Raw genomic sequence first — 25,737 nt, forward strand, 5'->3', positions numbered from 1 at the left:
AATCTATAACCTCTGGATTTCTAAAATTCAAGTAGCAATATCAACATAAAGCAACCTAATAATAACACAGCTGCTGCAATCGAAGCAGCCATCATAATTGGGTTAACGCTAGCTTGCGTCTTAGGCAAAGCTTTAGCGCGATACACTCCCAAGATAGCTAAAACAACACATAGCAGATTACCCACAAGCATCTGGCCCAATATCTGACTGACCATTACGAAGCGGTAAGTCTGTCGGTTAATTAATACTTTCTGCTTGTTCAGTAATAAGTAGTAGCCCAGGACGAAGTCCACAATGGCAATAATCGTGGCGATTGCGACTGCTGGCTGCTTCATGATAATCATTCTTAACGTCTGACCTGAAGCCGCACTCCGCATTGCAATCAATGCCCAGAACAATATTGGGGCAATGAATAGTATGTAGGAATACCAAGTAAGAATCTTCTTAGTATCCAAATGCATGCTTTGGGTCATTCGGCCGATAAAGTTTGCAACTTTTTGCTTACTAATTGCCCACATTAATCTCAACATCCTCTCCTTGGCTCTGTTGCCAAGCTACATATTCACTAATTAATAAATCAATCAAATAATATGCTGGCGTAAAGGCTACCTTGCCGCTCTTATAGTCAGCGTCATCAGTAAAGGCGATCGTTGGAAAATAGATATTGTGCTGCACCAAAGAAGCTAACTTATTCTGCTTCATGTTGGTAAACGATACACATCTGAACTTGTCATTAACTAGTTCCAGCTTAGTAATTTCTTCATTGATCGTCTTATTATTCCCGGTAAAGGAGATGATGAACAAGACATCGCCCTTTTTAGCAAAGCGGCTAGCCGCCTTCAATTCGTCTAAAGCTGATGGCAAAACCGTCGCATGCTTACCCACTACAAATAATTCATGAGCTAAATATTGCGCGATCAGTTCTTGCTGCCAGCCAGTCAAATAAATGTAGACCGTACCTGCATTCTCAAGCTCACGATATAAACTATTGAAATCGCGTTGCTTAAAATACTTCAATACATCATCATTTACTCTACTTAATTCTCTAGCGAAATTATTTTCGATCTTAATTAGCTTTTGTCTTGATTGTGCTAGTTCAATCAAATCAAATTTTAGTTCACTATAGCCGCTAAGCCCTAACTTCTTACATAACCGAAAGATTGCTGATTCGGAAACGTAGAGCTTTTTAGCTAGCTTAGCTAGGCTTAATCTGCTACAGTCTTTCGGATTATTTAAAACAAACTGAACTATCTGTTTTTCAGAATCATTTAGTTTATTACTATTGTCATAAACCATTGATCTTAAATCTGCCATAACACCTGTACCCTTATCAATATATAATCTATATATTAATAATACCACAAGCGCTTTCAATTATAGCAATTGTTTCATTTATAGCAATTGTTTCATTTATAGCAATTGTTTCATTTATAGCAATTGTTTCATTTGATCAACGACTTGATCGGCATCCAATCCGACAACGATGTCAACTTCGTTGTTATCTCTATGTTGAACTTCATAAGAATCTGCAATCTTCTTGAATTCTGCATCAGGAGCTACCTTCTTGGTGTCAAAGACATGTGCTCTTACTCTAGTTGAGCAAGCAACTAAGTCCTTAATGTTTTCACCACCACCAAGCAAGTCAACGATACCAGTGGCTCTTTCAATATATGGATTATCTTGTTCAGTTGTCACTTTAGCCGTGTTGCCACTTTCTTGCATCAATTGATTCATTTCATCAAGAACTTGTGGTACGTCAAGACCAACGATAACTTGTAAGGCCTTGCCGTGGTGAACCACGTTAACAGCCTTATTAGCCTTAAATTGTGAGTCTGGAGCAACCTTATCTGGATCGGCAACAGATACACGTAATCTAGTAGCACATGAACTTAATTCAGTAATGTTTTCAGCACCACCTAACAAGTCAAGGTAAGCTGTAGCTCTAGCAATGTAAGGATCATTAGCATCCTTGCCAGCAGCCTTAGCAGTCATCTTTTGCTTATATTCCTTCTTGTTGATTAATTTAACATCTTGGTCATCAGCTTCACGACCTGGAGTAATGTAATTAAACTTCTCGATCATAATCTTGAAGACGAAGTAGGTAATAATCCCGAAGATAATACCAACGATGAATTGCATGACATAGATGTGCCAGTGATTTTGCCATAACGGCAGCCAGTTCATAGAGGCGATACCAATCGCACCATCCGACATGAACCCTCTTAAACCAAATGCCCACATTACGGTGTTCATTGTGGCTGACAATACTGAGTAAACTACCCAAAGAACTGGTGCAGCGAACAAATAAGTAAAGTCAATAGGTTCAGTAATACCTGCTAAAACAGAAGTTAAAGCAGCTGGAATAAGTAAAGCAGAAGTTTGCTTCTTCTTGTTCTTCTTGGCTGTTGCGTAGAAGGCAAGACAGATAAATGGTACCAAGAAGACCTTTTCGTTACCGTAAAGCTGAAAGCCTTCAACGGAAGCGATTTGTGATAATGGCTTGGTGCTTGCTGCGTATTCTGCTAAGTGCTTTAACCAGTATGGTTGAAGTCCGCCTTCAACAACAGCTGGACCGAACTGGAATGGAATGTATACCAAGTGGTGCAAACCAGTAGGAATCAATACACGGTTTAAGAATTGGTAAATCCAAATACCGATGAAACCACTGTCAACGATGAAGTGTTGCATGCTGGTGATACCCATCTGAACTTTTGGCCAGCCCCAGCAAGTAATTAATGCTAAAGGAATCATTACGAAGAATGAAATAGCATAAACATAAGTTGAGCCTTGGAAAGTACCTAACCAGTCAGGCAACTTCTTGTCGAAGTACTTATTGTGGAGCCATGCAACGATCAAGGCAACAACCAAGGCACCTAAGATACTAGTGTCAAGAGTCTTGATACCAGCAATGTTAGTTAAACCATGGTTAGTAGCGTTAGCTACGATTTGAACCTTGGCGAAGTTTGGCAAACCGAATGCTGCACCCCAGTGGGTAAGCATTGCACCGATAAAGTAGTTGTAAGTCAAGTAAGCAATTACTGACTCCATGGCAGCTCTACCTCTAGCCTTATTAGCTAAACCAATTGGCAAACCTACCGTGAATAAAATACCTTCCTGGTTGAAGACTGTCCAACCACCGGCTGAAATTGTGTCCCAAACTGAGTTCCATGTTGTTCCTGGATTGGCAATTGAGCCAAACAATGTTGGGTTATTGAACAAACTCCCGAGGGCTACGACAATACCCGCAAACGAGAACAGCATGACTGGGACGAACATTGCGGCCCCAAACCGCTGAATCTTTTGCATCATAATCTTTTACCTCTGAAGAAAAAATTAACTAAATAACTTATTCTTACATCTACACCTATTTTTATTTCCTCAAATTAGCTAGTTGCAAGGTGCTCGGACAACTGGCAGCTATTTATGATCAACTCATAAATATTACTCCTCGAACTAATTGGTTAAGATAGAAAATCTAAACGATCAACTTTAAATTTATTTCTACCTCAGTAGCTAGCTTACATTTTTATTTATACCATAGTTTCAAACTAATGTAAGCGCTTTCGAAAAAGCTGAATGCACTTTCATAGTATTTAATTAATTTTTCAAAAGGTGAAATATATTTCAGGCAATTAAATTACTCTTAATTAGTTATTTTAGTTAATTCAAGTCCTTTAATGGCCTATGTTTAAGAAAAAGGTTTACATACAAATAACAGTTGTCAAATTATATGCTAGCCATTATAGCTATTTATACATATAAAATTACTGGCAAAATATTTCATTTCATGAAATAAAGATTTTAAGAAGTATTTTTCACTTATTCAAATAAGCAACCAAATTGGGCAAAGCCCTTTCTGCTTCACGATACCCTACTTGATACACCCGTTTAAGTTCATCCTTATCGTCTTCCAGCGTACCAATATTTAACGCAAAAGGTGGCCGAATTACAAAAGTTTCTCCATCATCTTCATCTTTTTCAATATCGTCCAAGACAGCATTATAGTCCTCTGCTCTAGTCGCCAGCTTTTTCAAAACCGCCGGATATTGATGCAACAATGCTTTTTTCAGCGGAAATATCAGGCTCTGCTTCTTACGATATTCTCTTGGCTGAGTGGTAATCACAATCTTTTTATCAAAATTATTTTTCTGTAAAAAATCATACGGAATCGAATCCGACACGCCGCCATCAAAATAATAATGCCCGCCAATTGCTACGGGGTGAGCGAAAAACGGAATCGACGATGATGCTCGAATCCATTCCAAATCAAGGTAGCCAGCGTCTCGCAACTGATGATAAACCGGCTCACCTGTCGTCGCATCGGTTGCTACGCACCAAAAGTTCATCGGATTAGCCTGAAACGTCTTTTTGTCAAACACATCTAACTTGTCAGGCAACACATGGTAACAAAAATTAGCCGCATACAAATTGCCTGATCTGCGCCAAGATTTCCAGCTGGCATAATAAGGCTTGCCGGCAAAACGCAAATTATAGCGCAATACCCGACCAATCTGCCGCGACTTCAGATTCACGCCAAAAGCCGCACCTGCTGAAACGCCAACCGCACTATCAAAGCTAATATTATTCTCCATTAACACGTCGAGCACGCCCGCGGTGAAAAGTCCGCGCATCGCCCCGCCTTCTAAGACTAAACCAGACTTCATTTTTCCTCCTTAACCAAAAAAGACCTATGCTGCAAACATAGGTCTAATTTATGCTAATCCATAAGAAAACGCAAGAGCATTAAGTTTCAGTGCTCTTGCGTTCTTTAATAGATAAGTAGTAGTTATAAGTTTATGAATTAGCATTTTTTAATTATAATTTAAGGAAATACTTTAATATTCAAATCAAATCGAGGAGGGCAGAATCTACTTCAAGCCTTTCCATTGCCATTCGGTAACTTCTGGCATGTCCTTGCCGTTATCACGGATGTAGCGGTGGTGCTTTGCAAGCAAGCTGTCCATCTTATTGATGAAGTCGGCGTGCTTGCCCTTGAGCTTATCAACGCTTTCAACAGCGTCCTTAGCCAAGTCGTAACGGTCAAGGTGGTTCAAGACACGCATGTCAAATGGGGTAGTAATATCACCATTTTCTTGGTAGCAGTGAATATGAACGTTGTGACGGTTGCGAGCGAACCAAATGGATTCCATCATGGTCTTGAAGCCGTGCCATGCAAAGATGGTTGGCACGTCCTTTGGGAACAAGCGGTCAAATTCTTCATCAGAAATGGCATTTTTGTTGTCCTTAGGGCTCATTAACTTCATGACATCAATGACATTGATGTAGCGAATCTTCAAGTCTGGGAATTGGTCATGCAAGATGTCAATCGCTGCCAAAGTTTCCATGGTTGGCTCAGTTTCAGTTGAAGCAAAGACAACGTCTGGCTTAGCGCCCTTGTCGGTTGAAGCCCAGTCAACGTAGCCCAAGCCGTGGTTAACCAGCTTCTCAGCTTCTTCAATGGTGAACCATTGCGGACGAGGCTGCTTGGAAGTTACCAAGATGTTGATGCATTCGCGTTCTTGCAAGGCCTTGTCGCCAACTGCCAAAAGCGTATTGGTATCAGATGGCAAGTATTCGTGTACCAAGTCTGGACGGTCCTTTTCGAACATGTGGGTCAAGATGCCTGGATCTTGGTGAGTGTAGCCGTTGTGGTCTTGTTGGAAGACAGTTGAAGTAGCTACGAAGTTCAAAGCTGGGTAATCATGACGCCAGTATTGTTCCTTAGCCTTACGCAGCCACTTCATGTGCTGAGTAAGCATGGAGTCAACGACACGACCGAAGGCTTCGTAAGTTGCGAAGAAGCCGTGACGACCAGTCAAAACGTAGCCTTCAAGGAAGCCTTCGTCTTGGTGCTCTGACAATTGCGAGTCAATTACACGACCGCTTGGAGCCAAGTTTTCATCATTTGGTTCATGAATTTCACGTTCCCATTGACGCTTGTCGTCATCAAGGAGCTTGAACAAACGGTTGGACTTGGATTCATCTGGACCAAAGCCACGGAATGAATCTGGGTTGAGCTTGGCAACTTCGTCCAAGTACTTAGCCCATTCAACCATGTCTTGAGCTTCTACAGAGCCTGGCTTCTTAATCTTCAAAGCAAAGTCGCGATAGTCTGGCAAGTTCAAGCGCTTAGGATCAATACCACCATTAGTGATTGGGTTCATGGCCATTCTTTGGTCGCCCTTGACCGTGTTTTCCTTAACGATAGCAGTTGGAGCACCGTTTTCGTCAAACAATTCTTCAGGCTTGTAGCTTTCTAGCCAGTCGGTAAGCATGTCGGCATGCTTCATATCGCCTTGAGCAACTGGAATTGGAATCTGGTGAGCTCTGAAGGAGTTTTCGATTGGGTTGCCGTCCAGATCCTTCTTAGGACCAGTCCAGCCCTTAGGGCATTGGAAGAGGATGACTGGCCAGTGGGCAAAGGTAGAGTCATTGTTTTCGCGAGCATGCTTTTGAATGCCCTTGATTTCTTCAATGACTTCATCCATGGTCTTAGCCATTTCTTCATGAACTTCCATTGGGTCCTTTTCGCCGTCAAAACGGCCGCCTTTGAAGACTGAAACAATGTGTGGGTCCCAGCCCATGCCGCGGAAGTATTCGGTTAATTCTTCATCGCTCATTCTAGCCAAGATGGTTGGGTTGGAAATCTTGAAACCGTTGATTTGAACGATTGGCAAAACCGCACCATCCTTGATTGGATTGATGAAACGGTTACTGAACCAGCTACCAGCTAATGGGCCGGTTTCGCTTTCGCCATCACCAATTTCAACTGCAGCGATGACATCTGGGTTATCCAAAATAGCACCGGTACCGTGTGAAAGGGAGTAGCCCAATTCCCCACCTTCATGGATTGAGCCTGGGGTTTCAGGAGCAGCGTGTGAAGCAGTGCCGCCTGGGAAACTAAAGTGCTTGAACAATTTAGCCATGCCCTTCACGTCTTGGGTGATTTCTGGGTAGCGTTCAGTGTATGAGCCGTCAAGGTATGAGTTGGATACCATTACTTGACCACCGTGACCGGAGCCTTCGATGTAGAACATGTTCAAGTTGTACTTCTTAATAACCCGGTTTAAGTGAGCATAGACGAAGTTCTGCGGTGCAATCGTGCCCCAGTGACCGATTGGCTTAGGCTTAACGTCTTCAGCGACCAGCTTTTCTCTTAAAAGTGGATTCTTCATCAAAAACAATTGACCAACTGACAAGTAGTTGGCAGCACGCCAATAGGCGTCAACACTCTTCAGGTAGTCCTTAGAATCGTAATCAACCATTATTTTTCTCCTTATAAATCATGAGATGTTTGTTTTCTTATTTCGTTTACATATTTATCATACCAATTTTTGAGTAAATGTCAACCATTATTTTAATTGGATCCTACCAACTTTAAATAAGTGTATTAAAATTGGTCATTAGTCCAAAAACCTTGCACCAATACCATTCTCCATCTTTAATATAAGTGTTTGAATGAACAAATACTGACAAGTACTGATTAATAAATATCAAATACTGATTAAGTAATTACAGTAATGATTGAACATGTTAGATTAATTGATGGAGAGCGAAATGACACAAGAAGAACGACTAATCCAAATCAAACAGCTATTAAAAGAAAAGCATCAGCTTTCTACCAGAAAGATTGCTACGCATTTCAAAGTTTCTTTTGATACGGCACGGCGAGATGTGATTCATCTGACTACAACTGGTCAAGCGGTTCGCATTCATGGTGGGTTGATGGAAATCAACCAAAATAGCGTGCCTGACTTTTTAGCCCGGAATCAGATTCAGTCGCCGATTAAATTAAAAATGACCCAGATGGCTAAAAGATTCGTCCATCCCGGCCAGTGTGATTTTATTGGTTCTTCTACTACACTCAAGCAGCTCTGTCCCTTGCTTAACGGCACAGATGTTCAGATAGTGACTAACTCAATCGACAATGCATTGAGCATGTTAACTAGTCCGATCCCTTCCGTTAGACTATTGGGCGGGCTGATCAACAAATCGCAGCGTTACATCTACTCTGAAGCAGCCCTGGAGACGATTCGCAAGATTCATTTCAACACGGCCTTCATTGGGGCTTCGCGTGTCAGAGCAGATGGCGTATATGCACCAAGAATGGAAGACGCGGAGATTGTACGTGCGGCAATCAAGCATGCCAACCAAATTGTGCTAGTAGCGGAAAAATACAAATTCACTAATGATTCAACCTCTCCATATATGTCGGCTCCGTTAGAGAAAATCGACGTCTTAATCACTGATACGCCTCTAACAGATAAACAGCGACAGTTTTTTGATCCTAAAACTCAGATTATACCGATTATGAAGGAGTGAATTTTTATGTTCAGTCTATTTAATCTAAACAAATCGACTAGTTCTAATACTAAAATGGTCTACCAAGATTTAAAGAAGTTCTACAATAGTTTCTTTAGTGATATCTATAACGAGATGAACATCGGGCGCTATCGTCCTATTCGTGATGCGATTGGTTTAGTGATGAACAAGTTCGATAGTCACGACCACCCACTGGAATACACCAGCAAGCTCGTGATGTACATCCAAGCCAGAGTAGCCATGAATCACTTGCATTTAACTTGCGAGCAAGAGAATTTAATGAAAAAACTGACCGAAGCTACAAAATACGTAAATCTTTCTTACGTTTACTTAAGTCCTCTTGATTCAGAGAAGCAATTTGTTAATATTTAGTTAGATCTAGACCTGCTCTAGATGAAAAAAGTGAATCCAAATTAAGCCGAGCAAGAGACCTGCTCGACTTTTTATTTTATAATTAAGAAAAGATATAGATTGATTACTAGAAGGAAGAATTATGAATAAATTACCTTTTAAAGTTATTGCTGCTGATATGGATGGTACCTTCATGCGGGATGATCAGACTTTCGATTACAAAAGATTTGATCGCATTTTGGACCAAATTCATGAGAATGACGCTCACTTCATCGTCTCCAGTGGCCGGCCATACTCCAGATTAAGACGCGATTTTGCCGGCTTTTTAGACAGAATTGACATGATCGCCGACAACGGCTCGCTCTTAATTCAAGATGACAACATTATCAGTACTCACCTGCTCACCCACAAGACGACGGTAGAGCTATTGGAATTCATCCAGGTCCATTATCCTAATAGCTCTGTCATTGTCACAGGGATTAATAGTTCATACACTACCCTTGATGCTTCGCCGGACTTTAAGCAAACGATGAATTTCTATTATCCGAACAGAGTTGAAGTACCTGACTTAATTCAGGCAGTTAGCCCACACGACAATGTCACTAAGATCACCTTGAGTTATCAGCGTGACTTCTCTGAGGAATTAGAGCAAGAATTCAACAAGCATCATGCTGAAAAGATTCACTGTACTTCAAGTGGCTTCGGTCTGCTAGATATTGTCCCTTACAGCGTTAATAAAGGAAACGCACTCAAGTACTTCCTGCGCTATTTTAACGCTCAGCCGAGTGAACTAATTGCTTTTGGCGACGGAATGAATGATAAAGAAATGCTGGAATTAGCCGATTACAGCTATGCGATGGCTAACGGCGAGCCAGCTTTAAAAAAGGTAGCCAAGCACATCGCACTAAGCAACAATGATGATGGGGTACTGGAAGTTTTAGACGGATACTTGAAATAGTTAGGAAAAACTCCAGATTCTTACCTTAGTTTTCAAAAAAAGGCACGCCTAGAAAAAAATCTTAAGATTATTTGAGCACAATACTGATGCATTTATAGTAATTACTGACTACATCATTAACAAACACTACGAAATTGAAAAATAAAATGCTTAAAAAAGGATCATTCAGCATTATGATACTGAATGATCCTAATTTTTTGCTCGAATTTATCAAGGATGGTCTTCAAATTGATCCAACCTGGTTTGACCTTTTGCGAACTTTCTTTCTTTTTCAATTCGTTCCAACAGACTAATTCGCTCATTCAATTCTTCAACTTCATAATCTGCCACTAAAGAAATGAATGGTGCAACATTATCCTGAGCTTGTGCGACCCGCAGAGCTTCCATATAAGCACTGCGACTGTCCTTATCTGGCTGAATATTGATAATCAAATAGCCATACTTAATCAATTCAAAATTCATCAGCAATCTAGCCGTTCTGCCATTGCCATCCCTAAAGGGATGAATAGTGACAAACTTCAGGTGCAATAAAGCTGCTAACTTAACGGGATGCTCTTTGTCTTCTGCATTTTTATACCACGAGATTAAATCTTGCATTTTTGCGGGGATATCATTGGGTTCGGCATAATGGACATCTTTAACTCCATTAGGCCATACTTTAATTTGCCGATATTGTCCAGCTGCAGCTCGTTTAGCAGGATCATCCGAATAAGTGACCAAGCGATTAATATCCCTGATAGCTATCTCATCTAAAGGCAATTCACCTGTAGCTAATTCTTGCACATAATCATACGCTCTGCTTAAGTCAAGGGCAGCCAAATGATCCGCAAAAGGCTTGCCATGAACCGTTAAACCTGTTTCCAATAATGCTGCTGTTTCATATTTGGACAACGAATTACCTTCAATCGCATTAGAGGACCAAATATGATCAATCTTTTTATCTTTTTCAATTGCTTTTATTTCATCCATAGTTAAAGGACGAAAAGTATTCATTTTATCTTTTAAAGCTGTTAACTCTTGCAAATTCATCTTTTTACTTCCCTAAATTAACAAAAGTATTAAAGTTCATATACTGATAATGCACGCGCATGTTCGACACCTCAAAGGGCGTACCGTCATCCAGGAAGAAGATCCCTTCCATCACGCCGACTGGCTCGTTGATCTTCAACACCAGCTGCTCTTGATCTTCCTCATTTGACGGTTCCACGGTAATATTTAAGAAGGATTTGGTCACAGTCTTGCTTTGTTCATCTTCTAGATAGTTAAACAGCGAACTCTGCAAAGTTTCTGGCTTAAGTTCCGGCATGATCTTAATTGGCAAGTAGCCCGTCTCAATCAAGAAAGGCTGCTCATCTAACAGTCGCAGACGCTTGAACTTATACACAAAATCATTTTCATTCAAGAATAAATCTTCCGCAATCTCCTTAGTTGCCTTCACGACGTGGAAGTTAAGGAGCTTAATCTGCTGCTTCTTGCCTGGTACTTTAAAACTGTCAGTAATCCCTAGGTTCGAGCCATCATAGCGAAACATTGCTTGATTTCTGAGATAAAGCGGATTGATGAAGGTGCCGCTGCCTCGCTTTTTAAAAACAATTCCCTGCTGGGCGAGCAGTTCCAGGGCCCGCTTCATCGATGAACGACTGACATCGTAATACTTAGCTAAGCTACGCTCATTGGGTATCCGCATCCCTTCATACTTATTGTTCAAAATATTCTGCTTAATGTCACGCATGACTGTCCGATAAACGTAATTAGCCATTATTCTCTTCCTTGCTCTGCTGTTTTAATACTATTAATAAACCATTTAGCAAATTGCGCCAAGTCTACATCGGTCGCAATCTCGCTGTTGGCGTTGCCCTGATCCATGAAGTCGATTACGCTGGCGCCATAAGTAAATTGCCCGCGCAATTCAATCTCCACGTGTGCTCTTTTCATCGTGTACATTTCGGGATGAAGCAAAATGCCGACGGCCGTAGGATCGAAAATCTTAATTCTCGGATCACCATCAGGCTCGTGGATGTGGGAGAAAAGTGAATACAGCATCTTCCCTACGCTACCGCATTCCTTAACTTGCTGCATTTGCTCCGGAGTCAAATGCGCCTTGTTGCCAATCTCAAGTGGCGCCACCTTAATTGGCAAACCACTGTGGAAAACAACCTGCGCGGCTTCCGGATCGCCAGCGATATTGTATTCAGCTAGCGGTGAATGATTCCCGCGACCAATATTGCCACCCATGATCACGATCTGCTCAATGTTCTGCTTCACTGCTGGATATTGTTTAAGCAATAAGGCAAAATCAGTCAAAGGTCCGATTCCTAGGAGCGTTACCTTGGCTGGGCTATTCTCAATTTCATTTGCCATCAAGGTTGCAGCTAAGCCTGGCTTTACCAAGTCATCATTTGCTTGTTCAAAGTCAAAGCCAGCAATGCCTGTCTGTCCATGAACGGCAGCGGCACTGATCATCGGTGCTACTAGTGGCTGATTGGCGCCAACGACTACTGGCACCTTAGTGTGCAAGAATTGCTCTAAATTAAGCGTGTTCTGCAGTGTATATTCAAGCGCGACGTTGCCCCAAGTCGGCACGATCATTCTAACGTCCAGTTTCTTAGCAAAAAGGCTGATCGTCATGGCCGCGATGTCATCGATGCCGGGATCGGTACTAATAATTAAAGGTTTTTTCTTCATTAATATTTTCCTCTTCTACGCGTGTGTTTAATATCATTATACTACAAAAACCGGACCAATAATTAAAATGGTTCGGTTTATTTACTAGGATTAATTAACCAACATTCTATCTGGTTTACTTCAATACTTAATTATACAGGGATGCTGAAAGAATTAGAAGTCTAGTGCCTTCACTACTGACCGTACAAAAAAGGCTCAACCATTACAGATTGAGTCTTAATTGTGTTCTAGCAAAGGCTAAGCTTGCGCCAACGGCTAAAGCAGAACTGCGCTTCTCACCAGTTTGTGGCAATTGACCATTCTTCTGAGCAGAAATTACAGTTTCGCTTAACAGGCGTCCAGGCTCGTTCTTAGGAGTATCAGTATTTTCTTGTAGAGTAAGTATATGCCTTTTCTGGTTGCTCAGGAGTGCCTGGTTGATCGCCTCCTGGATTTGATACGAGGACTTTTCTATATAAAGAATTCCGTAATTCTTACCTACAAAATCCTTAATTTCAATCATCAATTATATTTTTTCGGCTTAATTCGCTTAATTCGCTTAATCCGACTGTCCTTATGATCACCTAAAACTAGCGGTACACGTTCAACAATCGTATCCGCATATTCCAGACCAAACCAAGAAGCGGGATTAGAGGATAGATTCTGCAGCCATACTCTGGCTTCCACCATGAACTTCTCATAAGCGGTCAACTTAGTTAATGGACTAATCACGTCGTTAACGATGACGAAGGAGAAGTCGCCAACATCCCTACCTGGAGTAGTGGTAAAACGCTGCGGTTGTCCCTCAATCGTACCATCAGCAATGAGGTCATGCACAATCTGCCGCAAGTAGACATTTACGCTAGTCTGCTTTCTAAAGCCTAAATAGAGCTGGATGTTAATTACATTCTTGGTGCCATATGTGTTAATGGCATACTCAGCCGTATAAGGCTCGTTCGTAACATTAACCGTGACGAACCAATAAGCCTTAGCGCGCTTGGGCCGCTTATCCAAGATGGAGTACAACATCTCACGTTTGATGAATTTGTTGTATTTAACCTTAGCCATGTAGACCAAGTTGGTAGCATAGTACGGATAATCATCACAGTGACTCAGCTCTGTTAACATATCGGTATATTCATCTAAGCGGACATAAGCGTTCTTTTCTTCACGCTTGTCACGAATCTTATTGCCATAGAACCAAATATACATGATGCCCAAGATGAAGCCGGCGATTAAGACCGTGACGTAGCCGCCGTGCAGGAACTTGGTCAAGCTAGAGATGAGGAACATCCCTTCAATAGAAGCAAAGACAATTAAAAAGATCCAACGCAAGTAGAGTGGCTTACTCTTTTTGCCTAAGTATTCAAAGAGCAAAATCGTCGTCATCAGCATCGTTACCGTGATAGCCAAACCATAGGCTGCTTCCATATGATGCGAAGTTCTGAATAATAAGACAATCGCTACCGTAACCACGCAGATCATCTTATTAATTGAAGGAATATAGATCTGGCCCTTTTCCGTAGATGGGTAGATAATGTTCATTCTTGGCAAGAACTTCAGGCTACTTGCTTCGGCTACCAAGGTGAATGAACCAGTGATCAAGGCCTGTGAAGCAATGATCGCAGCGATCGTGGCTAAGACAATAGCAAACAAGCGCCAGGAACCAGGCACGACTTCAAAGAATGGGTTGAAGTCGCCGTTACCAGCGTGGTAGCTGCCATTATGCAAGATCCATACGCCCTGACCAAGATAGTTCAAGGTCAAGCAAACGAAGATGTAGGGCCAAGAACCCATGATGTTGGCCTTACCAACGTGGCCGACATCAGAATACAAGGCTTCGGCACCCGTAGTAGCCAGGAAGATTGAACCCAGAATCAAAATCCCCACCTTATTGGCAGGACTAAATAAAATTCTAATCGCATGAATCGGATTAATAGCTTCTAGCAAACTCCAATCATGACTTAAGTTCATGATCCCAATCACGCCTAAGAAAGTGAACCAGATCATCATAATGGGTCCAAAGGCCTTACCAATCACGCTCGTCCCCATCCGCTGAATCGAGAACAGCAGAAGCAAGATAATAATCGTAATTGCAATGACCATATCTTGCGTTTGCACTGGAATTACTTCGCCAAAGCGCATGTTCTTCAAACCTTCAATAGAAGTCGTTACCGTTACGGCTGGCGTTAAGGTCCCGTCAGCCAGTAACGCTGCTCCACCAATTAGAGCTGGAATGACCAGCCACTTGGCTCTTTTTCTAACCAAAGCATAGAGCGAGAAGATCCCACCTTCACCGTGGTTAGTTGCTTTTAGTGCAATCAGGACGTACTTAACAGTCGTCAGCAAGGTGACCGTCCACAAAATTAGCGAGATTGAGCCCACGATTAATTCGCGATTGACGTTACTGATCCCGCCATTTTCAGTCACAATCGACTTCATTACGTACAGCGGACTCGTACCGATATCGCCGTACACGATCCCAATGGCAATCAATAAGCCAGCAAAAGTAAGTTTTTGCTTTTTAGTTTTACTCATATCTTTCATCAGGTCCTTTTAGATAAATTTTTACTAGTATAGAAAAAATGATTTTTAATATATTCATTTATTTTTTTGTCTTCGATGGTGCCATCGCTATGAGCAATAATTACTTCGTCACACATATCTAAGAACAAACCATGTTCGACTACGCCGACGGTGTGATCAAGATAGTCAGCTAAACCATGAGGTGCAGGTACTGGATCAGCTGCTAAGTCGATAATGTAGTTGCCGTAGTGGGTAATGTAGCGCTTATCGCCATCCATGCGCCATTGTGGCTTCAAGCCTTCTTGCTTGAAGCGTTTGAAGTTTTGTTCACAAGAGATTGGCAGTACTTCGACTGGCAATGGAAAGCCACTCAACCGGTGAACCAATTTTGATTCATCAACGATCCAGATGATTCTCTTGGAATTAATAGCAACGTTCTTCTCCAAAGTCAAGGCGCCGCCTCCTCCCTTGATCCCATCAAGGTTATCGGCTACCCAGTCAGCACCATCAACAGTCAGGTCGGCCTGGTCGATGTCAGCTAATTCACTAACCTTAAAGCCTAAGCCCTCTAGCTGCTTCTTGCTGCGGTTACTGGTTGTCACGACGGCCTTTAACTTTAAGCCATCTTCATTTTTGCGCTTGCCTAAGGCATCAATAAAGAAGGCTACAGTCGAACCGGTCCCGACGCCTAAGATCATGCCAGACTTGACTGCAGCTGCGGCTTTTTCAGCAGCTTCTTTTTTCAAACGATCTTGTTCTTGCTTATCCATTATTCATCTTCCTCCATTGCATCTCTAACTTCCTTAGCAGTTGGAATTGATGGCTGGGCACCTAAGCGCTGAACAGCAATTGATGAGGCGCGACTGGCAGTCTTAGCTGCCTCTGTGAAGTTGGTCAGATCACTATTTAAGTTGCTGGCCAGGTAGCCAATGAAAGTGTCACCAGCACCCGTTGTATCTGCTGCCTCTACCTTGTAAGCTGGCACTAATTCTTCCACATCAGGAGTTGAAACATAAGCACCCTTGTCGCCATAGGTAATGACCACATTTTTAATACCCAATAAATGCAATTTTTCTGCATTCGTGGCCAAGGTTGACTTGTTTTTAATTGGAATACCTGTAATCTTGGCGCTCTCGGTCTCGTTTGGCGTGATGATATCAGTATATCCGAGCAATTTAGCAGGAATCTTGTCAATGGCTGGTGCTGGGTTCAAGATTGTGATCTTGCCTGCCTTTTTGGCCATCTTGAAGGCCGCTAAGGTTACCTCGATTGGCGTCTCGAATTGAGCAATGACGCAGTCCCAGTTTTGAATCAAGTCACTAGCTGCCTTCACGTCCTCGACCGTCAATTCATAATTAGCGCCGTGGTCGATCACAATACTATTTTGTCCGGCTTCACTCAAGGTGATATAAGCATGGCCAGTCTTGCTGCCCATCGTGGTCTGCACATAAGTTGCGTCCACGCCATAGCTCTTCAATTGATGGGTAATAAAACCACCCGCGCTATCTTCACCAACACGACTAATAAAGTAAGTCTCCGCGCCACTCTTAGCGGCGGCGATGGCCTGGTTGGCGCCCTTGCCGCCACCTGCAGTAGTAACATCTAAGGCGTTAATTGTTTCGCCCGGTTTTGGAAAGTCCTTTACGTGCAACGTCGTATCGACATTGCTAGAACCAATAACTACAATCTTCTTCATTGAGCATCCCTTCTTAGAAATGTATTTTTCACTATTGATTATAGCAAAAAAACGCATTCATTTATCCGAATGCGCCTTTTGAAATTCTACTGTAAAATACCACCATTAACGAAGCCCTTCAACCGCTCAGCTTCCCACTTCAAAGTATCGGCATCATCGACCTGCGAAATCTTGTAACCAACAAAATACGGCGAAGCATAAAACCGCGGAATGATTTTGCAACAAGTCCCTTGCCCATCGTTGATTGGATAGAAAAACAAGTTGTAAGAATCCACCCCGTGTGAGAGAACGGAACGGACATATTGCGTCCCCTTTTGAATCAAATCAGCCCAGGTATAAAGATTGCTATTATCTTTAGTCAGAATATTCACTTCTTGATAGCCTTGCACAGGATGAGCAGATAAATTCATTTCTACAGAACCAGCTTGGCCAACTTCAAAACCCGTAAAGTTATCAGCACCGATGTCTTGATAGCCATTCTTGTGGTATAGCCCGACAATCTGCATGTGCGGATGAGTTAAGGAACCATCAGATTTTGGCCCAAAGTTTTTGTACCAGAGCACGCTCTCATAACGCCCCGAATTATTCATCTTTTGAAAACACTTCAGTGCGAACTTCATCAACTGACGATTATGTGCATAAGTATATGTAGAAATATCACCCTGGTGATCGCTGGATTCAATTAGAATCGTCTGGTCAGTATCCTTCAAGGTTGGATACTTGTTTTTTAACCAGATCTTGTCGCCCTCTTTTTCAAAAATGTTGACCAAATGCGCCACATCACAGAAGGGACAGCCCGCGCTCTGGTTACCCTGCCGATTACCATAGTCGTAATCATATGGCTTACGCTTGCCGATTGAATATTCATATACTAAAGGATTTTTGTCCATCATTGTCACCTATTTTTAAACTTTTACTTAACTTAATAGTAAAATTGATCTTTCTAAGTGTCAATTAAGAACATTTTATTTATTTTGTCAATGAATAGTCCGGATAATTATGGTAAAATACTCCTGAAAAGAGATTTTTGAAAGGCAGAAATAATGAAATTCTATCAAAAATTAGCACTCTGCGGTGCGGCTGTTTTAGCCACTGTCGGTCTGAGTGCCTGTTCAAACAATAAGTCCAACTCAAGTTCTTCAACGAAGATTCCGACTAAGATCTCCAAGAAGACTAACGTTACCTTCTGGTACTCATTAACCGGTACCTCTCAAAGTGCGCTGAAAAAGTTGACCACAGATTTTGAAAAGAAGAACCCTAACATTACGATTAAGCTGCAAAGCCAAGGCGGCAACTACTCTGATTTGCAATCCAAGTTAGTTTCCGGTTTACAATCACCTAAGGATTTGCCAACGATTACGCAAGCTTATCCAGGCTGGCTCTACAACGCCGCTAAGAATAAGATGCTCGTTAACCTGACTCCTTACGTTAACAACAAGTCAATTGGCTGGGGTTCATACAAGAATAGTGGAATTAAGAAAGCTCTCTGGGACGGTGCCAAGATCAACGGTACTCAAGTCGGCGTGCCATTTAACAAGTCAGTTGAAGTACTTTTCTATAACAAAACTTTGCTGGATAAGTACAATGTCAAAGTGCCAACCAATATGAGTGAACTGGCCAGTGCATCAGCTAAAATCTACCGTGAAAGCCACCACAAGGTGCGCGGCGTAGGCTTTGACGCTTTAAACAACTACTATATGATGCAAATGAAGGAAACTTACGGCAAGGACTTCAACAAGAACTTGAACTTTGCTGCTAAGGATTCTGTTAAGGCCATTAACTACTACGCAGAAGGCGTTAAGGCAGGCTACTTCATGCAAGCCGGAACAGAAAAGTACATGTCTACTCCATTCAATAATGGCCGCGTAGCCATGTTCATCGGTTCAACTGCTAATGAAGCATACCTCAAGCAAGGTTTAAAGAAAGGCTACACATACGGCGTGGCTGCTCGTCCAAGCACGATGAACGTTCAGCAAGGTACTGACATCTACATGTTCAAAAAGGCTAGTGCAATGCAAAAGGCCGCTGCCTTCAAGTACCTTAAGTTCTTGACCTCTAAGTCATCACAACTTTACTGGGCTAAGCAAACTGGTTACATGCCAGTTAACACTGCTGCTTTGACTGATACTGAGTATCAAAAGGCAAAGGACAGCAAAATCCCAGCTGTTTTGGCTAAGACTTCAAAGAATCTTTACTTCTTACCTGTAACTAAGAACTCAATTACTGCATATGACCAAGTTAATGCTAATATGCAAACTATCTTGGCTAAGGCAAGCAAGAAGCAAAATTGGAACAGCGATATCAGGGTGGGCAAGCAAAAGCTTGATGCTGCTTGGAAGCAATAAAATTATTAGAACAGTCAAAAAGAAGCTCCATTTTTCGGAGCTTCTTTTTTCTTACCTAAATTGTTGCCAATAATCAGCCAAATATCTAGTCGTCAAACTATCAGGCTGCTTGACTAATTCCTGCGGCATCCCCGCTGCTACAATCTGACCACCGTTTTTACCACCGCGCGGTCCCAAATCAATCATGTAATCGGCATTGACGATCAAGTTCAAATCGTGCGTGATCGTAATGATCGTAGCGCCCTGATCCAGCAATTTCTGCATCACAATAACCAAGACCTTCACGTCCAATGGATGCAATCCAATCGTCGGTTCATCAAAGACAAACAAAGTATCGTCTTGCTTGTGACTAAGGTGCGTTACCAGCTTCAAGCGCTGAGCTTCCCCACCAGACAGCGTTGGCGTGCTTTCACCTAAGTGCAGATAATCCAAGCCAACTTCTTTTAGCAGCTTAAGTTCCCGTTCAATCTTCGGTGCCTTTTTGAAAACTGGCAAAGCTTCATTGACGTCCATGTTCAACACATCAACGATCGACACACCGTGCCACTTCACTGCCTCGATCTTTTTCGCGTAACGGTTGCCGCCACATTCAGGACAGGTCTGCTGCATATCTGGCAAAAACTGGATATCCAGCGTGACGATCCCGGTACCGCCACAGCTTGGACAAGCACCTTCCTTATTGTTATAAGAAAAGTAGCTCGGCGTGTAGTGCTTTTCTTTAGCCAGTGGCTGACGAGCAAAAAGCTTACGCAAATTATCCATAATTGAGGTATAGGTAGCGACCGTTGAACGCGTGCTTTTGCCAATTGGCGAAGCGTCCACGCTAACTACGTTATGCACAGGTGAATTAAATTGTTTAATTTGCTTAGGCAATTTTTCGCCCTTATTTTGCTTTTCAATTGCTGGCACCAAAGAATCCAAGATCAAACTAGTTTTACCCGCACCAGAAAAGCCGGTAACCGCAGTGATCTGGTTAAGTGGGATAGCCGCTTTAACGTCACGCAAGTTAAAATAGTGATCAACTTCAAGGGTAATGCGTTTGATATTCACCTGATCAGCTGTTTTTCTCGCCATCAGCTTAGCTTGGCCGTTAAGGTATGGCGCAATCAATGATTTTTTATCCTGCACAATCTCTTTTGGACTAGCTTGGGCTAGAATCTGTCCACCCTGTGCACCAGAACCTGGACCAATTTCGATGATTTCATCCGCTGCTTTAATGATATCCACATTGTGATCAACTACTACCAAGGAATTGCCTTGAGCAACCAACTTACGCATGACCTTGATCAAACCATCGACGTTAGCGGGATGCAGGCCAATTGAGGGTTCATCCAGTACGTACAAAACACCGGTCGTTTCGGTTCTCAGTGTCCGCGCTAACTGAATTCGCTGTAATTCACCGGTGGATAAAGTGTTGCCGGCTCTGGCCATCATCAGATAATCCAAGCCTAAATCAAGTAACGGCTGCAAGTTATTCACAAATTCACTGATCAAAGACTTTGCCATTTTGTGCATTTCAGCAGGCAAACTAGCTAATAGTTCCTTACTAAATTGAGGCAAATCGCCTAGCTGCATGTGCTCAACTTCGTCGATATTTTTACCATTGATTAATTGTTTGAGCAGTTCTGGACGCAGACGCGTACCGTGACAAACTGGACAAGTCGAATAGCTAAAGAATTCCGCGATCCGTTTTTGCGCGCGTTCACTCTTGCTGCTTTTGGCAGACCGCAAAACTGCCTGGTGGGCATTTTCATACAAAGCATTGAAATCGTGGAAAACGCGACCCGTGCCGGACAAGAAGTCCATCTTATATTTCTTTTCTGGACCATTTAAGACAAAATCTTTTTCCTTCTCAGTCAAATCTTTAAACGGAATATCGATCCGCACGCCGGCATGTTGAGCCACATTTGGCATGAAGTTTCTCCCTGGCAAAGACCAAGAAGCAACCGCGCCATCTTTAATGGATAGATTTTCATCAGCGATTAATTTGCTATCATCTAATTGACGCACCTTGCCTGTACCGCCACATTCTGTGCAGGCACCATTGGAATTAAAGGCAAACTCTTCGGCATTAGGAACATAGAATTTCACGCCACAGGTAGGACAGGTAATACGGCCCATCTCTTCACCCGACTTTGACATTGCTTCGGCGATTGCCAAACTCGGTTGCACACGGTGACCATTGGGGCAAACCGGTGAACCTAATCTTGAAAAAATCAGACGCAAGACATTGAAGGTCTCAGTCGTCGTCCCTACCGTTGCGCGTTCGTTTGGCACACTCGGACGCTGACGAAGGGCCAAGGCTGATGGAATGTGTTTAACACTTGTGACATCAGCTTGCGCACCTTGCTTGATCCGCCGGCGCATGTAAGTTGATAGTGCATCCAAGTAACGTCTAGATCCTTCTTCATACAGAATACCCATGGCGAGGGATGATTTACCAGATCCGGATAAGCCTGAAATCGCCACAAATTTGTGCAGTGGAATATCGACATTGATGTTCTTCAGGTTGTGGACCCGCGCTCCTCTAACTTCAATTTTTGTTGGTAATGCCATATTTACTCCCTTTCGTTAATCTTCATTCCTAAGCATTTCTTCCTTAAACAAAGCGGCCAGTCTGGCCAAACTCTTGTGATCAGGATACTTTTTCACCAGCTTTTCAGCTTTTTGAACAGCCATCTTTTTGATCTCGTCACCCGAACTAATCTTTTCAATGAATTCCGTGACATCCCCCGAACGACTAAGCAATTTATGTTCACTGCGACTTTCTGCCAAAAACGCCTGATCAACCTTGCGCAGCTTCAAACTGCCATCAGGGTTAAAGGAATAGCCGCCCCACATATGCTGCTTGATGGGCTTCATTGGCTCACTATCGACGTAGCGTAGCTGTCCTACCATGTGGTGCGTTTCCGTGATCCCCAAAGTAACCGGATCATAAATATCCACATAGTTAAAAATCTTCTCGCGCATCTTGGCCACACAGCGACGCTCTTTTGGCGTAAACAGTAGCCAGATATTAGTCCCCTCATATAAATACGCCGCACCAATGGCTTCTGGATGATGACAATTAGCCAAAGCAAACTGTGCATTAATTGAGCCTAAAGAATGCCCATAAATATATATCTGCGTGCCATAAAATTGGTGGATCGTTTCATCTAATAATTTGCTCGCGGTCTTCAACTGACTAGGCACGCGCCTCTCATGCGACAGCATTGCCCTTAAAATCGGCAAATTGGTCTTCAGCCATTCATCCCGCCAAGTTTGCGGCGTCCCTTTTTTAAAGCCATATGAGCCTTTAAATAAAAGCGTCACTTCATGCGGATTACTGATGACATAGGCCCTCAAGCCGTCCACTGCATGAACGCTGCGGCAGACCGTGCCAATATGGTGCTTGCTCACATCGACGCTTTGCCCTAGCTGCAATTGATCATAAGCTTTTTTAGTCAATTCGACCCGCTCAAAATCGGTTAATTGTTCATTTACTTTCATATTTTTGCCCAAACTAAAAAACTAACTTTACCACCATAGTAGCATGAGTTAGTTTTCTTGAATAATTTTGAAATTTTAATTATATTTCTTTTGCAAATAGTTTGCCACTTGTGACAGACAGAAGCAGACGATGAAGTACATCACCGCAATGATGACATACATTGGAATCAAGTAAGTCGTGTTCTGACTGTAGATAATCTGAGCGTGGTATAAAAGCTCTGGCAACACGATAATCGTGGCTAAAGACGTATCCTTTACTAAAGATACGAACTGTGACAAAAGTGCTGGAATCATGTTGTGCAAAGCTTGCGGCATGACGACGTGATACATTGCTTGACTGTAGCTCATCCCATTAGAACGGGCACCTTCCATTTGTCCCGGATCAACCGAGCCAATTCCGGAACGCACAATTTCAGCTAGCATCGCACCTTCAAAAATTACCAAGGCCGCAATTGATGCCATTGTCGGATTAGTCACAATCCCTAATTGGGGCAAACCAAAGTAGGTAAAAAAGATGATCAGCAAAAGCGGCAGGTTACGAATAATATCAATGATAAAACCGACGATGGCTGAAACATACTTAATCTTCATGTAGCGAAGCAAGCCTAAAATCAGACCAACCACAAAGCTAAGCGCAATTGAAATCAATGATACATAAATCGTTACCCAAAGTCCTTGCAATAAGAAGTGGATATCGACCCATGAATATGCATGAATAAAAGTTTCCATTTTCGATCCCCTTCCTATTTAGCTAACTTTTTCTCAAGGTGTCGCATATAGTAACTAAGCGGCAGGGTCAAGATCAAGTAGAACAGACCAACGATGATATAAGTATCAATTGTCTGGAAGGTTGAGAATGCGATCAGTTGTGCTTGATACATTAAATCAAACCCAGCTACAAAGGCTAAAACCGAAGAGTTCTTAACCAAGTTAACGAACTGGTTGCCAAGTGGTGGAATCACAATCTTCATCGCCTGAGGCAAAATAACGTAACGCATTGCTTGCGTGTAGGTCATTCCGTTAGAGCGAGCACCTTCCATCTGTCCAGTACCGATGGAGTTGATCCCGGCACGCACCGTTTCTGCAATAAAGGCGGAAGTATAGAGCGTTAAGCCAATCGTCCCAGCTTGAAAACTAGATAACTTAACAATATAACGAGGGACAATTAAATAGAAGATCATGACAATAACTAGCAATGGAATATTTCTAAAAATAGAGATATAGACTTTGGCAATAGCGCGACCAAACTTAGGTGGAGCTACTTCCAGCAAGGCGAAGAATACACCCAAGATCAGACTGAAAACTAAAGCAATAATACTGGACAAAATCGTATTCCAGAACCCTGTTAAGAAGGCTCCCCAATTATTAGTAATAATTTGCCACATTACTTCAACACTCCTTTCAGACTAAAACCAGGAATTCCTGCAAACCACTTCTTAATCAACCGGTCATAAGTACCGTTCTGCTGTAATTCATTTAAAGCTTGATTAATATGATCAATCATATCCGTTTGACCCTTGTTAACGGCAATTCCATAAGGGGCGTTGCTATAAACGCCGCCCACTAACTTGTAGCCAGGGTTTTCCTGAGCAATACCAGCCAGCAGACCGTTATCAGTTGTTAAGGCCACACCCTGGTTAGCCTTCAAGGCTGACATCGCTTGACCATAGTCATCGTATTGCAAGACTTTGGCCTTAGGTGCATATTTATGCACGTCATCGACTGCGGTTGTCCCTTTAACAGCTAAGACAACTTTACCATTCAAGTCTTTAACATTCTTGATCTTGCTCTTATCAGGCACCAATAGTGATGAACCAGCTGGGAAGTAAGGCTTAGAAAAAGTTACCTGCTTAGCACGTTCTGGGGTAATCGTCATCGTTGCTAGCATCGCATCAACATTGCCGTTTTTAAGTAATGGGATTCTCGTGTTAGCAGTCGTCGTGACAAATTCGGCCTTAGCGTCCTTACCGAGCATTTGCTTAGTTAAGGCATGGGCTAAATCAATTTCAAACCCCTCAATTTGACCGGTTTTAACGTTAGTTAAACCAAACAACCTAGTGTCAGCTCTGACGCCCCAGATAATTTGCTTGCTTTGCTTTACCTTCTGATAGACATTGCCACTACTCTTGCCGCAAGCAGTCAGAGTAAAGGCGAGCAATATTAATAAAGGTAAGAAAAGAAATTTTCTTAGTTTCTTCATAGCACATCACCTTAATCCTTAGAAATAACCTTGCTTAAGAATTGGCGTGCACGTTCTGTATCAGGATGAGCGAAGAATTCTTCTGGCTTGCGATCTTCAAGAATATGACCTTGGTCAAAGAAGATCAACCGATTGCTTACTTGTTTAGCAAAACCCATTTCGTGAGTAACCACGACCATGGTAATCCCTTGTTCGGCAACATAATGCATAACTTCCAAAACATCTTCGATCATTTCTGGGTCAAGGGCACTAGTTGGTTCGTCAAACAAGATAACTTTAGGATGCATAGCTAAGGATCGAGCAATAGCTACACGTTGCTTTTGCCCACCGGATAATTGACGTGGCAATGAATTAATCTTATCGGCCATGCCAACTTTTTCTAGATATTCCATCGCTACCTTGCGGTTTTCATCATCCGGACGCTTCAAGACGATCTTCGGAGCGAGCATTACGTTCTCCAATACTGTGTGGTTATTGTAAAGATTAAAGTGTTGGAACACCATTCCCACATTCTTACGAATCTTGTTAATATCGGTCTTCCTATCAGCTAAGTCATAACCGGTTACGATTAATTGACCACTATTAATTGGTTCTAAACCGTTCATAGTTCTGATTAAAGTACTCTTACCAGAACCTGATGATCCAATGATTGAAACCACTTGGCCTTCATCAATTTTTAAATTAATATCTTTTAATGCATGAAGTTTTCCATAATATTTATCAACGTGCTTGAATTCAATAATTGCTGTCATGGCTTCTACCTTTCTTTCGTTCGCATTACTACCATTTTACCTTTTTTAAGAATAAAATTAAATACTTCTTTCAGTCAAAATGAGACATTAAAGATAATTATTCAATATTTCATTCGGCTTTTTACCCAACTTTTTTGAGTAAAGAAAAAGCCCTTCACTCCCCCTGATTCTTATAGGGACGAAAGGCTTCTTTCCGCGGTACCACCCAGATTGTCTATTCTAATAGACCTGCTCATAGAGCACAATCATGCTCTACCGGCGTGGTAACGTACCGGTGACGTCTCGACCTACTCTAATCCTGATTATTTCGGTGAGGTGCTAAAAGTGTTATTCAATGATTCAGGGTCTATTAACTTCACACTATCGTTAATTCACTGCAAAGAATGAATCATCTACTCGTCTTTTTCATTGCTTTCTAATTTGTTTATATGTAT

At 42.2% G+C, this 25,737-nt stretch carries 23 protein-coding genes and 1 other annotated feature; of the genes, 4 read left to right on the plus strand and 19 right to left on the minus strand.

Annotation, left to right across the window (positions count from 1 at the left end; translation table 11 throughout):
- Nucleotides 1-20 precede the first annotated feature (20 nt).
- The 5 genes from ICI50_RS07680 to ICI50_RS07700 all read right to left on the minus strand — a co-directional run bounded on the left by ICI50_RS07680 (nt 21) and on the right by ICI50_RS07700 (nt 7,268).
- Nucleotides 21-518 carry a hypothetical protein gene (locus tag ICI50_RS07680; protein ID WP_188891419.1) on the minus strand — a complete coding sequence of 166 codons (498 nt, stop codon included), beginning with the start codon at nt 516-518 and terminating at the stop codon, nt 21-23.
- Entirely contained in the window at nt 505-1,314 is an 810-nt protein-coding gene (locus ICI50_RS07685) for a MurR/RpiR family transcriptional regulator (protein ID WP_188891421.1), read from the minus strand. The genes ICI50_RS07680 and ICI50_RS07685 overlap by 14 nt, the downstream gene beginning before the upstream one ends.
- A 114-nt stretch (nt 1,315-1,428) precedes the next feature.
- On the minus strand, nt 1,429-3,309 hold the full coding sequence (locus tag ICI50_RS07690) for a PTS sugar transporter subunit IIBC (RefSeq protein ID WP_056941256.1): 1,881 nt from the start codon (nt 3,307-3,309) through the stop codon (nt 1,429-1,431).
- Nucleotides 3,310-3,815: 506 nt separating this feature from the next.
- On the minus strand, nt 3,816-4,664 hold the full coding sequence (locus tag ICI50_RS07695; RefSeq protein WP_188891423.1) for a patatin-like phospholipase family protein: 849 nt from the start codon (nt 4,662-4,664) through the stop codon (nt 3,816-3,818).
- Nucleotides 4,665-4,868: 204 nt separating this feature from the next.
- Nucleotides 4,869-7,268: a phosphoketolase family protein gene (locus tag ICI50_RS07700; protein WP_148234233.1), complete on the minus strand. Its 2,400-nt coding sequence runs from the start codon at nt 7,266-7,268 to the stop codon at nt 4,869-4,871.
- A gap of 289 nt (nt 7,269-7,557) precedes the next feature.
- Here ICI50_RS07700 and ICI50_RS07705 point away from each other — a divergent pair, with 289 nt between their 5' ends.
- From ICI50_RS07705 to ICI50_RS07715, 3 genes are all read left to right on the plus strand, one after another.
- Complete coding sequence (locus ICI50_RS07705) at nt 7,558-8,322, plus strand: DeoR/GlpR family DNA-binding transcription regulator (protein WP_188891425.1); 765 nt, start codon at nt 7,558-7,560, stop codon at nt 8,320-8,322.
- A gap of 6 nt (nt 8,323-8,328) precedes the next feature.
- Nucleotides 8,329-8,694, plus strand: a complete 366-nt coding sequence (locus ICI50_RS07710; RefSeq protein ID WP_013854523.1) for a bacteriocin immunity protein — start codon at nt 8,329-8,331, stop codon at nt 8,692-8,694.
- A 121-nt stretch (nt 8,695-8,815) separates the two neighbouring features.
- Complete coding sequence (locus ICI50_RS07715) at nt 8,816-9,631, plus strand: Cof-type HAD-IIB family hydrolase (RefSeq protein WP_188891427.1); 816 nt, start codon at nt 8,816-8,818, stop codon at nt 9,629-9,631.
- Between the two features lie 210 nt (nt 9,632-9,841).
- Here ICI50_RS07715 and ICI50_RS07720 read toward each other — a convergent pair whose 3' ends face one another.
- From ICI50_RS07720 to ICI50_RS07755, 8 genes are all read right to left on the minus strand, one after another.
- Nucleotides 9,842-10,660 (minus strand): Fic family protein, encoded by an 819-nt coding sequence (locus ICI50_RS07720; RefSeq protein ID WP_013854525.1) that lies wholly within the window; start codon nt 10,658-10,660, stop codon nt 9,842-9,844.
- A gap of 4 nt (nt 10,661-10,664) precedes the next feature.
- On the minus strand, nt 10,665-11,390 hold the full coding sequence (locus tag ICI50_RS07725; protein WP_054640223.1) for a GntR family transcriptional regulator: 726 nt from the start codon (nt 11,388-11,390) through the stop codon (nt 10,665-10,667).
- On the minus strand, nt 11,390-12,316 hold the full coding sequence (locus tag ICI50_RS07730; protein ID WP_056941258.1) for a nucleoside hydrolase: 927 nt from the start codon (nt 12,314-12,316) through the stop codon (nt 11,390-11,392). Before ICI50_RS07730 ends, ICI50_RS07725 begins: the two co-directional genes overlap by 1 nt.
- A 202-nt stretch (nt 12,317-12,518) precedes the next feature.
- Nucleotides 12,519-12,818, minus strand: coding sequence for an LPXTG cell wall anchor domain-containing protein (locus tag ICI50_RS07735; protein WP_188891428.1), 300 nt, complete (start codon nt 12,816-12,818; stop codon nt 12,519-12,521).
- On the minus strand, nt 12,818-14,833 hold the full coding sequence (locus ICI50_RS07740; protein WP_025084089.1) for a KUP/HAK/KT family potassium transporter: 2,016 nt from the start codon (nt 14,831-14,833) through the stop codon (nt 12,818-12,820). Before ICI50_RS07740 ends, ICI50_RS07735 begins: the two co-directional genes overlap by 1 nt.
- An 8-nt stretch (nt 14,834-14,841) precedes the next feature.
- Nucleotides 14,842-15,591, minus strand: a complete 750-nt coding sequence (gene rpiA / locus ICI50_RS07745; RefSeq protein WP_244040253.1) for a ribose-5-phosphate isomerase RpiA — start codon at nt 15,589-15,591, stop codon at nt 14,842-14,844.
- On the minus strand, nt 15,591-16,517 hold the full coding sequence (gene rbsK / locus ICI50_RS07750) for a ribokinase (protein ID WP_013854531.1): 927 nt from the start codon (nt 16,515-16,517) through the stop codon (nt 15,591-15,593). The genes rpiA and rbsK overlap by 1 nt, the downstream gene beginning before the upstream one ends.
- Nucleotides 16,518-16,603: 86 nt before the next feature.
- Entirely contained in the window at nt 16,604-17,407 is an 804-nt protein-coding gene (locus ICI50_RS07755) for a DUF4931 domain-containing protein (RefSeq protein ID WP_013854532.1), read from the minus strand.
- 153 nt (nt 17,408-17,560) lie between these two features.
- On the opposite strand from ICI50_RS07755, the gene ICI50_RS07760 reads away from it, so the two are divergent.
- Nucleotides 17,561-18,862 carry an extracellular solute-binding protein gene (locus ICI50_RS07760; protein ID WP_056941260.1) on the plus strand — a complete coding sequence of 434 codons (1,302 nt, stop codon included), beginning with the start codon at nt 17,561-17,563 and terminating at the stop codon, nt 18,860-18,862.
- A gap of 51 nt (nt 18,863-18,913) precedes the next feature.
- Here ICI50_RS07760 and ICI50_RS07765 read toward each other — a convergent pair whose 3' ends face one another.
- From ICI50_RS07765 to ICI50_RS07790, 6 genes are all read right to left on the minus strand, one after another.
- Nucleotides 18,914-21,418, minus strand: coding sequence for an excinuclease ABC subunit UvrA (locus ICI50_RS07765; RefSeq protein ID WP_188891429.1), 2,505 nt, complete (start codon nt 21,416-21,418; stop codon nt 18,914-18,916).
- Nucleotides 21,419-21,433: 15 nt separating this feature from the next.
- Complete coding sequence (locus ICI50_RS07770; protein ID WP_013854535.1) at nt 21,434-22,351, minus strand: hypothetical protein; 918 nt, start codon at nt 22,349-22,351, stop codon at nt 21,434-21,436.
- A gap of 75 nt (nt 22,352-22,426) precedes the next feature.
- Nucleotides 22,427-23,080 carry an amino acid ABC transporter permease gene (locus tag ICI50_RS07775; protein ID WP_188891430.1) on the minus strand — a complete coding sequence of 218 codons (654 nt, stop codon included), beginning with the start codon at nt 23,078-23,080 and terminating at the stop codon, nt 22,427-22,429.
- Between the two features lie 14 nt (nt 23,081-23,094).
- Nucleotides 23,095-23,736, minus strand: coding sequence for an amino acid ABC transporter permease (locus ICI50_RS07780; RefSeq protein WP_188891431.1), 642 nt, complete (start codon nt 23,734-23,736; stop codon nt 23,095-23,097).
- Nucleotides 23,736-24,551 carry a transporter substrate-binding domain-containing protein gene (locus ICI50_RS07785; RefSeq protein ID WP_095342026.1) on the minus strand — a complete coding sequence of 272 codons (816 nt, stop codon included), beginning with the start codon at nt 24,549-24,551 and terminating at the stop codon, nt 23,736-23,738. Before ICI50_RS07785 ends, ICI50_RS07780 begins: the two co-directional genes overlap by 1 nt.
- A gap of 11 nt (nt 24,552-24,562) precedes the next feature.
- Nucleotides 24,563-25,303 (minus strand): amino acid ABC transporter ATP-binding protein, encoded by a 741-nt coding sequence (locus tag ICI50_RS07790; protein WP_013854539.1) that lies wholly within the window; start codon nt 25,301-25,303, stop codon nt 24,563-24,565.
- A 171-nt stretch (nt 25,304-25,474) separates the two neighbouring features.
- Nucleotides 25,475-25,721, minus strand: a binding site (T-box leader).
- Nucleotides 25,722-25,737 lie beyond the last annotated feature (16 nt).

Origin of the sequence: Lactobacillus kefiranofaciens, assembly GCF_014656585.1 — a bacterium.
GTDB classification, from domain to species: domain Bacteria; phylum Bacillota; class Bacilli; order Lactobacillales; family Lactobacillaceae; genus Lactobacillus; species Lactobacillus kefiranofaciens.

Excerpts from the sequence above, each read along its gene's own strand:
- ICI50_RS07680 (WP_188891419.1), bottom strand. The coding sequence starts at position 518 with ATGTGGGCAATTAGTAAGCAAAAAGTTGCAAACTTTATCGGCCGAATG.
- ICI50_RS07685 (WP_188891421.1), bottom strand. The coding sequence starts at position 1,314 with ATGGCAGATTTAAGATCAATGGTTTATGACAATAGTAATAAACTAAAT.
- ICI50_RS07690 (WP_056941256.1), bottom strand. The coding sequence starts at position 3,309 with ATGATGCAAAAGATTCAGCGGTTTGGGGCCGCAATGTTCGTCCCAGTC.
- ICI50_RS07695 (WP_188891423.1), bottom strand. The coding sequence starts at position 4,664 with ATGAAGTCTGGTTTAGTCTTAGAAGGCGGGGCGATGCGCGGACTTTTC.
- ICI50_RS07705 (WP_188891425.1), top strand. The coding sequence starts at position 7,558 with ATGACACAAGAAGAACGACTAATCCAAATCAAACAGCTATTAAAAGAA.
- ICI50_RS07710 (WP_013854523.1), top strand. The coding sequence starts at position 8,329 with ATGTTCAGTCTATTTAATCTAAACAAATCGACTAGTTCTAATACTAAA.
- ICI50_RS07715 (WP_188891427.1), top strand. The coding sequence starts at position 8,816 with ATGAATAAATTACCTTTTAAAGTTATTGCTGCTGATATGGATGGTACC.
- ICI50_RS07720 (WP_013854525.1), bottom strand. The coding sequence starts at position 10,660 with ATGAATTTGCAAGAGTTAACAGCTTTAAAAGATAAAATGAATACTTTT.
- ICI50_RS07725 (WP_054640223.1), bottom strand. The coding sequence starts at position 11,390 with ATGGCTAATTACGTTTATCGGACAGTCATGCGTGACATTAAGCAGAAT.
- ICI50_RS07730 (WP_056941258.1), bottom strand. The coding sequence starts at position 12,316 with ATGAAGAAAAAACCTTTAATTATTAGTACCGATCCCGGCATCGATGAC.
- ICI50_RS07735 (WP_188891428.1), bottom strand. The coding sequence starts at position 12,818 with ATGATTGAAATTAAGGATTTTGTAGGTAAGAATTACGGAATTCTTTAT.
- ICI50_RS07740 (WP_025084089.1), bottom strand. The coding sequence starts at position 14,833 with ATGAGTAAAACTAAAAAGCAAAAACTTACTTTTGCTGGCTTATTGATT.
- rpiA (WP_244040253.1), bottom strand. The coding sequence starts at position 15,591 with ATGGATAAGCAAGAACAAGATCGTTTGAAAAAAGAAGCTGCTGAAAAA.
- rbsK (WP_013854531.1), bottom strand. The coding sequence starts at position 16,517 with ATGAAGAAGATTGTAGTTATTGGTTCTAGCAATGTCGATACGACGTTG.
- ICI50_RS07755 (WP_013854532.1), bottom strand. The coding sequence starts at position 17,407 with ATGGACAAAAATCCTTTAGTATATGAATATTCAATCGGCAAGCGTAAG.
- ICI50_RS07760 (WP_056941260.1), top strand. The coding sequence starts at position 17,561 with ATGAAATTCTATCAAAAATTAGCACTCTGCGGTGCGGCTGTTTTAGCC.
- ICI50_RS07765 (WP_188891429.1), bottom strand. The coding sequence starts at position 21,418 with ATGGCATTACCAACAAAAATTGAAGTTAGAGGAGCGCGGGTCCACAAC.
- ICI50_RS07770 (WP_013854535.1), bottom strand. The coding sequence starts at position 22,351 with ATGAAAGTAAATGAACAATTAACCGATTTTGAGCGGGTCGAATTGACT.
- ICI50_RS07775 (WP_188891430.1), bottom strand. The coding sequence starts at position 23,080 with ATGGAAACTTTTATTCATGCATATTCATGGGTCGATATCCACTTCTTA.
- ICI50_RS07780 (WP_188891431.1), bottom strand. The coding sequence starts at position 23,736 with ATGTGGCAAATTATTACTAATAATTGGGGAGCCTTCTTAACAGGGTTC.
- ICI50_RS07785 (WP_095342026.1), bottom strand. The coding sequence starts at position 24,551 with ATGAAGAAACTAAGAAAATTTCTTTTCTTACCTTTATTAATATTGCTC.
- ICI50_RS07790 (WP_013854539.1), bottom strand. The coding sequence starts at position 25,303 with ATGACAGCAATTATTGAATTCAAGCACGTTGATAAATATTATGGAAAA.